We start from the raw sequence: 12731 nt of genomic DNA on the forward strand, positions 1-12731 counted from the left end.
TTACCTGATCAAAAGAGGTATTTGCTGGATCGTTATGTCAGTATTTATGCTTGCACGGGGCGCAGGATGCCGACCGCAAGAGCGCGGAACATCGGCTCCAGCGCCTCGACAGGCACACCCTGTGCCGGAAAATTCCGCATGATGATCCCCTCGCCCATGGCGGCAAGGCTCGCCACGACAAGCTCCAGGTCACCGACGGGATCAATCTCGCCCCGGGCCTTGGCGGCACCGACGGCCGACAGAAGCTTTTCGCGCATCTGCCCTTCATAAAGCTCGCACTGGGCCGCAACGGCTTCGTTGCGGATGGCTTCCGCCCGCACCTCGGCAAAAAGCCGCGCGCTGGCGTCGTCAACGCCGTTCGCCGACTTCTGGCGAACGTGGTCGAGACCCACCATCACAAGCGCATCGATGATGTTGCCGTACCCGCTCATGCGGTCGAGAATTTCGGCACTTGCCTTGCGATGGCCCGCGACGATGGCTTCGATCAGGGATTCTTTCGAGGGGAAATAACGGTAAAGCGCACCGGGGCTCATGCCGGCCTCGGAGCAGATGTCATTCATCGATGCGCCACGAAAGCCCGCACGGACAAAACAGTTGGTGGCGGCTTCAAGGATGCGCGCTTCCTGCACTTCGCGGTTCTGCGCCCGCTTGCCGAACAGCTTGGCGACAAAACAACCGGATTCCCTGTCCGATCCGTCATCGGTCAGGAGCTTCGATTGCTTTGGCAGAATACTGTCGGTCACGAGGTACCACAAAAAAGAGCGAATGTTCACTCTCATTTATAGCGAAACGTAAAACCGGTCAATACGAGAATGAACGCTCTCGTTTAATTTTTCAATCAGCCGTCACATCGATGTTAGGAAAACTTGCCCGAGCGCGGGAAACCCTTCGGCACCATGCGGCCGGCGGAAGCACGCGGCCCGATCCATTCGGCCAGTTCTTCCCGGCTGCGCGTGAACGTCCGGTCCGCTGCATCCTGCCATGTGAGCCCCCGCTCCATGGCAAAGACGCGGATATCGGAGACGCCGCCATCCTTGTAGCGCTGCAGGCGTACGCCTTTGCCACGCCCGAGTTCGGGGATTTCCGACAGCGGGAACACCAGCATCTTGCGGTTCTCGCCGACGATCGCCACGCTGTCGCCGGTGACGGGAATGCAATGGCGCGCCTCATCCGGCGCCTTGACGTTCATCACCTGCCTGCCCTTGCGGGTATTGGCCATGACATCCGCCTCCGGCACGAGGAAGCCGTTGCCGTCATGGGATGACAGCAGCAGCTGGCGTCCGGGGTTGTGCACGAAGGCCGTGACGATGTCCTGATCGTTCTCCATATCCACGATGATGCGGATCGGCTCGCCATGACCGCGCCCGCCGGGCAGGCTGTTGGCGCCGATGGTGTAGAACTTGCCGCCGGTGGTCAGGATCAGAATCCGGTCCGTGGTTTCCGCGTGGAATGCCAGCTTGAGCTTGTCGCCCTCCTTGAAGGTCAGCGACGAGAAATCGGGCAGATGCCCCTTCATGGCGCGCAGCCAGCCCTTTTCCGAGACGACGACCGTCACCGGCTCCTTCTCGATCATGGCATGGTGAATATCGGCCTGGTCATGCTGCGGCGCATCGGCAAAGGTGGTGCGTCGCTTGCCGAGCGGTGTGTCGGCCGCATATTTCTTCTGCATTTCGGCGATCTGCCAGGAAATGGTCTGCCACTGCTTGGCATCGGAACCCAGCAACTGCTCGATTTCGCCCTTTTCGGCGGTCAGCCCGTCGAATTCCTTGCGGATCTCGAATTCCTCGAGCTTGCGCAACGACCGCAGGCGCATGTTCAGGACCGCTTCCGCCTGAACATCGCTCAGCCCGAAACGGGTCATCATTTCCTGCTTGGGCTCATCCTCCTCGCGGATGATGCGGATCACCTCGTCCAGGTTGAGATAGGCAATCAGGAAACCGCCGAGAATTTCCAGGCGACGCTCGATCTCGGCCAGCCGGTGGCGCGAACGGCGGATGAGGACATCCTTGCGGTGTTCGAGCCATTGCTTGAGCACGTCGCGCAGCGACAGGACGTTGGGCACCTTGCCGTTCGAGAGAACATTCATATTCAGGGGAAAGCGTGTTTCCAGCTCGGACAGCTTGAACAGGGATTCCATCAGAATGTCGGGATTGACGCTGCGGCTCTTCGGTTCGAGCACGATGCGCACATCCTCGGTGGATTCGTCGCGCACATCATCCAGCAAGGGAATTTTCTTGGCGATCAGGAGCTCGGCGATCTTTTCGATCAGCCGGGATTTCTGCACCTGATAGGGAATTTCGGTGATGACGACGATCCAGGTGCCGCGCCCCTGATCCTCCACATGCCAGCGGGCGCGCAGGCGGAAACCGCCGCGCCCGGTCTTGTAGGCATCGAGAATGGCATCGGCGCTTTCGACAAGCACGCCACCGGTCGGGAAATCCGGCCCGCGCACCCTGGTCCTGGTGTGATCCTCGGGATCATCCTCCAGCGACATCAGCTCTTCGACCGTCGCCTCGGGATGCTTGATCAGGTGCAGGGCAGCGGCGCAGAGTTCCGACACATTGTGCGGCGGGATCGACGTGGCCATACCAACCGCAATACCGGACGAGCCGTTGGCGAGCAGGTTCGGGAAGGCGCCGGGAAGAACGATCGGTTCTTCGTCTTCCTCGTTGTAGGTCGGGCGGAAGTCGACGGCATCCTCGGTAATGCCTTCGAGAAGCAGCATGGCGACGTCGGTCATCCGCGCTTCGGTATAGCGCATGGCCGCCGGGTTATCGCCGTCGATATTGCCGAAATTGCCCTGCCCGTCGACAACGGGATAACGCACGGCGAAATCCTGCGACAGGCGCACCAGCGCATCATAGATCGACTGGTCGCCATGCGGGTGGAACTTGCCCATGACCTCGCCGACGATGCGGGCGCATTTGGCATAGGACTGGTCGGGCGAAAGCCGCAACAGCCGCATCGCATGCATGATTCTGCGGTGGACGGGTTTGAGCCCGTCGCGCACATCCGGCAGGGCACGGTTCATGATTGTCGAAAGCGCGTAGGCCAGATAGCGTTCTTCCAGCGCGGCTTTCAGATCAACCGGTTCAATATTATCGTCGCCATTGTCTGGCGGAATCAGGCTTTTTCCCATGTCAATGGGTTATCAACTCACCGATTCACGGGCAAGCAATGATTCGCTCAGATCACAGCCTGTTGCCTATCGTGATGGGCAAAAAATGGGCAGGGCTTGCGTCCACCCGCCAAATCTGACTTTCTACCGCCCAATTGGCCCGATTTCGCAGGGAAAGACTGTCATAGTTTTGCCGCGCGGCATGGGATAGATTTGTTTACCGAGCAAAACAAGGAACACACTATGCGTCCAACCTACTCTCTGAAATCCGGCTTGCACCTCATGGCTGCGACCACTGCACTTGTCGTTGTCTTTGCCGGTTCAGCCTATGCGGTGGACGGCAATGCGGTGGCTGCCCGCCTGAAGGGTATCTATTCCCAGTATGGTGCTACGCTTGAGTACGGCAATGTGGAAAGCAGCGGCACAACGGTTGTTCTGAAGGATACAAAAGTATCAGGCAAAGACGATAAGGAAAGCTTCAAAGTTGGCGATGTGACGCTTAGCGATATTGCTGATGCTGATGGAGGAGCATTCAAAGTCGGACTGATTACCGTGCCGGATATTGATCACACATCCAAGGAAGAGGCCAACGGCAGAGTCATTATTCAGGGCATCAGTATTGAAGGTGTTATGCTTCCGCCTGAAAACTCGACCGACCCACTCGCACAAGTTCTCCAGTTCGAAAAAGCCGAGATAAAACACGTCGCTGTCTCCGCGAACGGCAAGGAGGCTCTTACTCTGGATGCTCTGTCTGGTATCCGTTCGCCCCTTTCCGCAACGACGCCGATGAAATTCACATCCAACATCGGAAGTTTTAAAGCTGACCTGTCTGAAGTCCAGGATCCGAAAACCAAAGATGCTCTGAAAGCGCTTGGTTACGAGACTCTTTCCGGAAAGTTCGACATGGGCGGCACCTGGAATACCTCTGATGGCCGCATCAACGTCGAGAAAATGGACGTCACGTTCGATAATGCGGGTGCTTTGGGTATAAAAATTGATCTTGCCGGCATCACTCCCGATTTCGTCAAAAATGTCAAAGAGGCGACAAAGAATGTGGACGGCAAGCCAGACGATGCCAAGGGCATGGCCATGCTCGGCCTGATGCAGCAGTTGAGCTTCACCGGCGCATCGATCCGCTTCGACGATGCTTCGCTCACCAACAAGGCTCTCGACTACGCTGCCAAGCAGCAGGGCGCCAAGCGCACCGACCTGGTCAACCAGGGCAAGGCCATCCTGCCGATGATGGCAGCGCAGCTCGGCAATGCCGAATTTGCCCAGGCCCTGGGAACAGCGGTCAGCGCCTATCTCGACAGCCCGAAGAACATCGAGATCAAGGCCGCCCCGGCCAAGCCCGTGCCGTTTGCCATCATTGCAGCCGGCGGCATGGCCGATCCGAAGTCGCTGATCAAGACGCTCGGCGTCACGGTCAACGCCAACCAGTAATCGATAGAGACGGCAAAGAAAAAGCCCGGCGAGATGCCGGGCTTTTTTGTTTGTCCAGAGTCGGTTGGAAAGGGTTTTTAATCCTCTTTCTTCATCGGCGCGAGGCGGATGTTGAGGTCGCGCAGCTGCGCTGGCGACACATCCGACGGCGCGTTCATCAGCAGATCGTAGGCCTGCTGGTTCATCGGGAACATGGTGATCTCGCGCAGGTTCTTGGCACCCACGAGCAGCATCACGATGCGGTCGATACCGGCCGCCATGCCGCCATGCGGCGGTGCGCCATACTGGAACGCGCGGTAGAGGCCGCCAAAGCGCTCTTCCACGGTTTCCCGCGAATGGCCGACCGCCTCGAATGCCTTCACCATGGTTTCCGGCAGATGGTTGCGGATGCCGCCCGAGGAAATCTCGAAGCCGTTGCAGACGAGATCGTACTGGAACGCCTTGATCGTCAGCGGGTCCTGGTGCTCCAGCGCGTCCATGCCGCCCTGCGGCATGGAGAACGGGTTGTGGGCGAAATCGATCTTCTTCTCGCCTTCCAGCCATTCGAAGAACGGGAAGTCGACAATCCAGGCAAGCTTGAACTGGTCGCGGTCGACGAGGTTGAGTTCTTCGCCCGCACGGGTGCGTGCGGCACCGGCAAAGGAGACGAACTTCTTGGGATCGCCCGCAACGAAGAATGCCGCGTCGCCATCGTCCAGACCCAACTGCACGCGCAAGGCTTCGGTGCGTTCCGGTCCGATGTTCTTGGCCAGCGGACCGGCGCCCTCAAGCGCTTCACCTTCCTTGCGCCAGAAGATATAGCCGAGGCCCGGCTGGCCCTCGCCCTGCGCCCAGGAGTTCATGCGGTCGCAGAAGGCGCGCGAGCCGCCTGTCTTGGCCGGGATCGCCCAGATTTCCACCTTCGGATCGTTGGCGATCATGTTGGCGAAAACCTTGAAGCCGGAACCGGCGAAATGCTCGGTCACGGCCTGCATCTCGATCGGGTTGCGCAGGTCTGGCTTGTCCGAACCGTATTTGCGCATGGCATCGTCATAGGCGATGCGCGGGAACTGCTGCGTGACCGGTTTGCCCTCGGCAAATTCCTCGAACACACCGCGCAGGACCGGCTCCATCGTCGACAGCACGTCTTCCTGCTCGACAAAGCTCATTTCGACGTCGAGCTGGTAGAACTCGCCCGGCAGGCGGTCGGCACGCGGATCTTCGTCGCGGAAGCAGGGTGCGATCTGGAAGTAGCGGTCGAAACCGGACATCATGATCAGCTGCTTGTACTGCTGCGGCGCCTGCGGCAGGGCATAGAACTTGCCGGGATGAATGCGGCTGGGCACGAGGAAGTCGCGCGCACCTTCCGGCGACGATGCCGTCAGGATCGGCGTCGAGAATTCGGTGAAGCCGATCTCGGTCATGCGGCGGCGCATGGCGGCGATGATCTTGGTGCGCGACATGATGTTCTTGTGCAGCGTGTCGCGGCGCAGATCGAGGAAGCGGTACTTCAGGCGGATGTCTTCCGGATAGTCCAGCTCGCCGAACACCGGCAGCGGCAGTTCCTTGGCGGCGGACAGGATTTCGATCTCGCGGGCAAACACCTCGATCTCGCCCGTCGGCATGGTGGCATTGACCGTATCATCCGTGCGGGCCTTCACTTCGCCGTCGACGCGGATCACCCATTCGCCGCGCACGGTCTCGGCCAGCTTGAAGGCGGGCGAGTCGGGGCTGGCGACGATCTGGGTCAGACCGTAGTGATCGCGGATGTCGATGAAGAGAATGCCGCCATGATCGCGGACGCGATGAACCCAGCCGGAAAGACGAACTGTCGAACCAACGTCGGATTTCCGCAGGGCGGCGCAGGTATGGCTGCGGTAACGGTGCATGATATGTGCCTCTGAGATGCTTGATGCTTGCTGCCGGAAGACGTGAAGAAAGCCCCGGCCATGATCTGGAATTTGCGCGGACAAGCGCATTTTGACGGCGATTTGTCAAGATTGCGAATGACTGGAGGACGGATTTGTGGGCCTATCAACCATATAGACGCGACAAGCAGCGAAGAAACTCGGACAGGCGAGACAAATGCATTTCCATTCGCTATAGAAATTTCATGACCATGATTACAACCACAGATCAGCTTGACCAGGCTGTAGCCGCCCTTTCGCAATCCGATTTCGTAACAGTCGACACGGAGTTCATCCGGGAGACCACGTTCTGGCCGGAGCTTTGCGTTATCCAGCTCGCATCCCCTGATCATACTGCCATTGTCGATGCCCTCGCCCCGGGCCTCGATCTTGCGCCGTTTTTCCGGCTGATGGCGGATGAGACCATCGTCAAGGTGTTCCACGCGGCACGGCAGGATATCGAGATCGTTTTCCATCTCGGCAATCTGATCCCCCATCCGGTCTTCGACACGCAGGTGGCGGCAATGGTCTGCGGCTTCGGCGATGCCATTGCCTATGACCAGCTGGTGCAGCGGGTGAATGGCGCGCAGATCGACAAGTCCTCGCGCTTCACCGACTGGCGCCGCCGCCCGCTCTCCGACAAGCAGCTCGACTATGCGCTGGCCGATGTCACCCATCTGCGCGACATCTATCTGCACCTCAAAGCAAAGCTCGAGGAAGAAGGCCGCACCGACTGGGTGCTCGACGAGATGAAGGTGCTGACGGCGCGCGAGACCTATGACATGCATCCCGACGATGCGTGGAAGCGCCTGAAGATGCGCCTGCGCAAGCCGCAGGAGCTCGCCGTGCTGCGCAGTGTTGCAGCGTGGCGGGAACGCGAAGCGCGCGAACGCAACGTGCCGCGCGGCCGCGTGCTCAAGGACGACGCCATTTACGAGATCGCCCAGCAGCAGCCGCGTGATGTGGAAGCGATGGGCCGGCTGCGCACCATCCCCAAGGGCTGGGAGCGCTCCAGCATCGCCACGGGGCTGCTCAATGCCGTCAACATCGCGCTGGACCTGCCGAAGGAAGACATGCCGCGCCTGCCGAAATCCGTGCAGTCGCCGGAAGGTGCAGGAGCAGCGGCCGAACTGCTGAAGGTTCTGCTGCGTCTGGTGACGGAAGAACACGGCGTTGCCGCCAAGGTTGTCGCGACGTCAGACGAGATCGACCGGATTGCCGCGGAAGGCGATGCGGATGATATTCCGGCCCTGCAGGGCTGGCGCCGCGAGGTTTTTGGTGAAAAGGCGCTGCAGCTGATCAATGGCGAGTTGTGCCTGAAGTTCGAGAACAAGCGGATCCGGGCCGTGCCCTGCACGGACTGATACTTCGGCCTCCACCGAAGTACCGGCCCGCCAAAACTGGCTAGCATCGGCCCGTTGAAACCATGCTGATGTGAGGCAATGATGTCTGCTACCCCCGTGCAAACCCCGTCTCTGGCCAAAGAACTGGCGCTTCTCGCCATTCTTGCCACGCTGTGGGGCGCCTCCTACACCTTCATCCGGGTCGGGGTCGAGACGATCCCGCCGGTCACATTCATCGCCGCCCGCACGCTGATCGCCGGCGGATTGCTGCTGGCCATCATCAAGCTGCGCGGCCTTGCCCTGCCGCGCGATCCGGCGATCTGGAAACGCTTTCTCATCCAGGCCTGCATCAACAGCGTGATCCCCTTCACCTTGATCGCCTGGGCAGAATTGACCGTCAATGCCGGTCTTGCCACCATTCTCAATTCGACAACGCCGATCTTCGCCTTTCTGCTGACGGTCCTGATCACCCGCCACGAAGCCGTGACCACGCGAAAAGTCTTCGGCGTGGCGGCCGGTGTCATCGGCATTTCCCTGATCATCGGGCTCGAGGCATTCAACGGCATCGGCAAGGAACTGGTGGCGCAGCTTGCCATCGTTGCGGCAACGATTTCCTATGCGGCGGCCGCCATCTTCGGCAAGGGTTTCAAAAATCTCGATCCGATGATGCCCGCCGCTGGCTCGATGCTCTGCGGCGCCGTCATCCTCATCCCGGTCAGCCTCGTGGTCGACCGGCCATGGACACTGGCGCCCTCTGCCCACTCGCTCCTCGCGCTGCTCGGCCTTGCCGTGTTCTCCACCGCCCTCGCCTTCGTGATCTATTTCCGGCTGATCAATACGCTGGGCACGGTCGGCACGACGTCGCAGGCCTATCTGCGCGTACCGATCGGCGTCGGCATCGGCGTGCTGTTTCTCGGCGAAAGCCTGGCATCGACCGCATGGATCGGCCTGATCTGCGTGATTGCCGGTGTCGCGGCGATGACCCTGCCCGGACGCAAGAAGGCGGCCATCGCCGCCTGAGCACCGGCACTTATTTGCCGATGGCCATTTTCAGCGGCTTGCCCGTCAGTTTCGCCAATTGCTGCAAGCGGCCTTCCGGCACATCGCCGATCAGGTCGGCATTCCTGGCCGCCACTTCGAGATAGATGCCGTCAGACGCCTGTTTCCACGAGAGGTTGGGAACCACCCCCGCCATCGATGCGGAAAACGGATAAACAATCCGCATGATCGCCGCCAGTATCTTCGAATATTCCAGCAGCCGCGGCGTAGCGAGCGCCGCCAGTTCCGGGTCCGCCGCGCTGTTGGCAATGCCCTCATGGCGGAAGAAATTGGCAAGCGCGATATAGGCCCGGCCCGGATGATCAATGCCGACAAAAGCGGCGTTGGAGATCATGTTCAGCGCCTGCGAACCGCGATAATCGGGGTGGGCACGCCAGCTGATATCGGCGATCAGGCAGGCCGCGCGGCGATAGCGCTTCTCGTCCTCCGTCTCGTCATAGCCAAGCGCGGCAAAGGCATCGCCGCTCCACTCCGCCAGCTCGCGCGCATAGGCGGGCGAGCGGGCGCGCAGCACGGCCAGTTCATCGGCTGCGGCAATCAGCGGGTCTTCCAGCTGCTCGGATTCCGACAGCAGCGAGAACAGAAACCCTTCCCGCACGCCAAGGGCCGAAAAGACAATCTTTGACGGACGCATCTTGCGGATGGTCTCAAGCAGGGCGATGGCGCCGTAGGACAAAAGGGCACGGCGGTTTCTCGAGAGATCCTCGCCTCCCGCCGCATTTTTCGTATTGCCGTCCGCGACGCGCTTGAGAAAGCGCTGTGCTTCCTCGAAGGGAATTTCATAGTGGTGCATGACGTGCAGCGGATAGTGCTCGGCACTCATGTGCAGCTTGGCGAGGTTTCGCCACGTGCCGCCCACGGCGTAGAACGCCCGGCCCTTGCCCTTGGCCAAAAGCTTGGCCGATTCCAGCGTCTTCTTCGCGATATCGGACGCGGCGGAAAGATCGCCGTTCGACATATCCTGCAGACGCAGGCCGCCCAGCGGCAGGGTGATGCCGTCGCCGATGGTGCGGCCCTTGACGTCGACCAGTTCGAGACTGCCGCCGCCCAGATCGCCTGCGATACCATCGGGATCATGAAAGCCGGAGATGATCCCCAGCGCGGAATAATAGGCCTCTTCCCGGCCGGACAGAACCTTGATCGGTTCTCCCAGAACGATTTCGGCCTGGGCGATGAAATCGGGACCGTTTTCGGCTTCGCGCGCTGCCGCCGTCGCCAGCACATCCAGCGAGCGGGCGCCCGCCTGATCAGCCAGGGCGCGGAACCGGCGCAGCGCCCGCAAGGCGCTTTGCACGGCCTTTTCATTCAGCTTGCCGGTTTTTACCAGGCCTTTGCCAAGGCCGCAGAGAATCTTTTCGTTGAAAAGGACGGTCGGCGAACGGGTAACCCCCTCATAGACGACCAGACGTACAGAGTTCGAGCCGATGTCGATGACACCGGCCGGATGGCGTCCTTGCACACGCCCCTGCGCTGCGGATATCATGCAGTCTTGTTTTTCGCTGCTTTGGATCGCTTGCGGTGAGCGATCAAGCGTGGTGCTGAAGACTTCAGCGACTTGCCGCGGCCGGACAGGCTGGGATTTGTCATGAAATATTCCTGCGCGTTAAAAGCATCTTCTCCATCCACCGGAACAATCCGGCGCGATGTACCGTCTGCTAGTAACTCGTAACTCTGCTGGTTGTCGAGAAGGTTTGCCAGCATAATCTGTGAAAGAAGCTGTTGATGCACAGTTGGATTGGTGATCGGAACCAGTGTTTCGACGCGGCGGTCGAGGTTGCGGGTCATCATATCGGCTGAACCGATATAGACGAGCGCCTTTTCCGACGGCAGTCCCGCACCGTTGCCGAAGCAGAAAATACGGCTGTGCTCGAGAAAGCGGCCGACGATGGATTTTGCCCGGATCGTGTCGGACAGGCCCGGAACCTGCGGGCGCAGGCAGCAGATGCCGCGCACGATGAGGTCGATGTCGACGCCGTGCGTGCTGGCATTGTAGAGCGCATCGATGATCTGCGGATCGACCAGCGAATTCATCTTCATCCAGATTGCCGCCGGACGGCCGGCCTTGGCGTGCTCGATTTCTTCGGCGATGTGCTGGAGAATGCGCGGGCGCAGGGTGGTCGGCGACACGGCAATGCCCATCTCGCCGGATGGCTGGGTATAGCCGGTGATGAAGTTGAATATCTGGGCTACGTCGCGGCCGATGGACGGTTCGCAGGTGAAAAACGACAGATCCGTATAGATCTTGGCGGTGATCGGGTGGTAATTGCCTGTGCCGAGATGCACGTAGCTGCGCAGCTTCTGTTCCTCGCGGCGCACGACCAGCGACATTTTCGCGTGGGTCTTCAGCTCGATGAAGCCGAAGACGACCTGAACGCCGGCGCGTTCCAGATCGCGCGCCCAGCGGATATTGGCTTCTTCGTCGAAGCGCGCCTTGAGCTCGACCAGCGCCGTCACCGATTTGCCGGCATCGGCGGCGTCGATCAGTGCGCGCACGATGGGGCTGTCATTGGAGGTGCGGTAGAGCGTCTGCTTGATGGCAACCACTTCCGGATCCGCCGCCGCCTGGCGCAGGAACTGCACGACGACGTCGAAGGATTCGTAGGGGTGGTGCACCACGATGTCCTTTTCGCGGATCGCGGCAAAGCAATCGCCGCCATGCTCGCGCACCCGCTCGGGGAAGCGCGGGTTGTAGGGCACGAATTTCAGGTCGGCGCGCGGAATGCCGACGATTTCGGAGATGGTGTTGAGCGCCAGAAGGCCTTCGAGCACGCTGATGCGGTTGTCGGGAACACCGAGTTCCGTCGCCACGAAAGCACGCAGCGATTCCGGCATTTCATCATCGAACTCGATGCGGATCACCTGGCCGCGGCGGCGGCGCTTCAGCGCGCTTTCGAACAGGCGCACCAGATCCTCGGCCTCTTCCTCCACCTCGATATCGCTGTCGCGGATGATGCGGAATGTACCGGCGCCCTTCACCTCGTAGCCCGGGAACAGTCGCCCGGTGAACAGGCTGATGGCATCCTCAAGCGTCAGGAAGCGGAAACGGCCGGCATCGTCGGGAATCTGGATGAAACGTTTCAACGCCTGCGGCAGGCGCAACAGCGCCGTCATCGGACGGTTGTCGATGCTGCGGCTCAACAACATGGCGATGGTGAAACCGAGATTGGGAATGAACGGGAACGGATGTGCCGGATCGATGGAAAGCGGGGTCAGGACGGGATAGATGGTTTCGAGGAAGTGATCCTCGAGCCAGAGGCGCTCGCTTTTGGTCAGCTTGTCCGGGCGGACGATTTCAATATTTTCGGCCAGCATCTCGACGCGCAGTTCGTTCAGGCGCAGCTGCTGGGCGGCCTGCAGCTTGCCGACCTCATCGAGCACGAATTCCAGCTGCTCCTGCGGCGTGCGCCCGTCCGGGCTGCGATTGGCTACCCCGGCACGCACCTGCCCGGCGAGACCGGCAATGCGCACCATGAAGAATTCGTCGAGATTGGCGGCGGAGATGGACAGGAAGCGCAGGCGCTCCAGCAGCGGCTGGTGCACATTGTGGGCTTCTTCCAGCACGCGGCGGTTGAACTGCAGCCAGGAGAACTCGCGATTGACGAAACGGTCGACACTGGTGTGCAGATCCGGCAGACCGATGGCTTCGACTGCATTCGTTATGGCGGGGGGCTGGTCGTTCATTTTCCTTTTCCCCTTTGAATAGGTCCGGCAAAAAAGGGATCACCAGCCCCATTAGTTAAGTCTCTTTGAGGGTTTTTATAAAACGCGGGCCCATCCCCCCTCCCCCCCCGAAAAAAACGCACGCGGCAGCTTACACCCGACACAAAACCTTTCTCCCTGTATTTCTTTTCCGGGACCCCGCGGTAGACCCGCCCCCATACC

At 60.4% G+C, this 12731-nt stretch carries 8 protein-coding genes; 3 read left to right on the forward strand and 5 right to left on the reverse strand.

All coding sequences use genetic code 11. The annotated features are described in order from the left end of the window. Nucleotides 1–44 precede the first annotated feature (44 nt). Together RDL77_RS22205 and parC are read right to left on the reverse strand one after the other, a co-directional pair. On the reverse strand, nucleotides 45–743 hold the full coding sequence (locus RDL77_RS22205; RefSeq protein ID WP_223615708.1) for a TetR/AcrR family transcriptional regulator: 699 nt from the start codon (nucleotides 741–743) through the stop codon (nucleotides 45–47). Between the two features lie 113 nt (nucleotides 744–856). Next, on the reverse strand, nucleotides 857–3139 hold the full coding sequence (gene parC, locus RDL77_RS22210; protein ID WP_223615707.1) for a DNA topoisomerase IV subunit A: 2283 nt from the start codon (nucleotides 3137–3139) through the stop codon (nucleotides 857–859). 192 nt (nucleotides 3140–3331) lie between these two features. Here parC and RDL77_RS22215 point away from each other — a divergent pair, with 192 nt between their 5' ends. Next, nucleotides 3332–4561 (forward strand): hypothetical protein, encoded by a 1230-nt coding sequence (locus RDL77_RS22215; RefSeq protein WP_288194736.1) that lies wholly within the window; start codon nucleotides 3332–3334, stop codon nucleotides 4559–4561. 77 nt (nucleotides 4562–4638) lie between these two features. On the opposite strand, the gene aspS is transcribed toward RDL77_RS22215, so the two are convergent. Continuing rightward, nucleotides 4639–6429, reverse strand: coding sequence for an aspartate--tRNA ligase (gene aspS / locus RDL77_RS22220; RefSeq protein ID WP_288194737.1), 1791 nt, complete (start codon nucleotides 6427–6429; stop codon nucleotides 4639–4641). A 224-nt stretch (nucleotides 6430–6653) separates the two neighbouring features. On the opposite strand from aspS, the gene rnd reads away from it, so the two are divergent. Together rnd and RDL77_RS22230 are read left to right on the forward strand one after the other, a co-directional pair. Continuing rightward, nucleotides 6654–7811, forward strand: coding sequence for a ribonuclease D (gene rnd, locus RDL77_RS22225; protein WP_223615704.1), 1158 nt, complete (start codon nucleotides 6654–6656; stop codon nucleotides 7809–7811). A gap of 96 nt (nucleotides 7812–7907) precedes the next feature. Continuing rightward, nucleotides 7908–8810, forward strand: coding sequence for a DMT family transporter (locus RDL77_RS22230; protein ID WP_223615772.1), 903 nt, complete (start codon nucleotides 7908–7910; stop codon nucleotides 8808–8810). A 10-nt stretch (nucleotides 8811–8820) separates the two neighbouring features. On the opposite strand, the gene ppx is transcribed toward RDL77_RS22230, so the two are convergent. Both ppx and RDL77_RS22240 read right to left on the reverse strand, forming a co-directional pair. Beyond that, nucleotides 8821–10332, reverse strand: a complete 1512-nt coding sequence (ppx, locus tag RDL77_RS22235; RefSeq protein ID WP_288194738.1) for an exopolyphosphatase — start codon at nucleotides 10330–10332, stop codon at nucleotides 8821–8823. Then, nucleotides 10329–12530: an RNA degradosome polyphosphate kinase gene (locus tag RDL77_RS22240; RefSeq protein ID WP_374042780.1), complete on the reverse strand. Its 2202-nt coding sequence runs from the start codon at nucleotides 12528–12530 to the stop codon at nucleotides 10329–10331. Before RDL77_RS22240 ends, ppx begins: the two co-directional genes overlap by 4 nt. Between the last annotated feature and the right edge of the window lie 201 nt (nucleotides 12531–12731).

This window comes from uncultured Phyllobacterium sp. (assembly GCF_902479695.1).
Classification (GTDB): Bacteria; Pseudomonadota; Alphaproteobacteria; order Rhizobiales; family Rhizobiaceae; genus Phyllobacterium; species Phyllobacterium calauticae.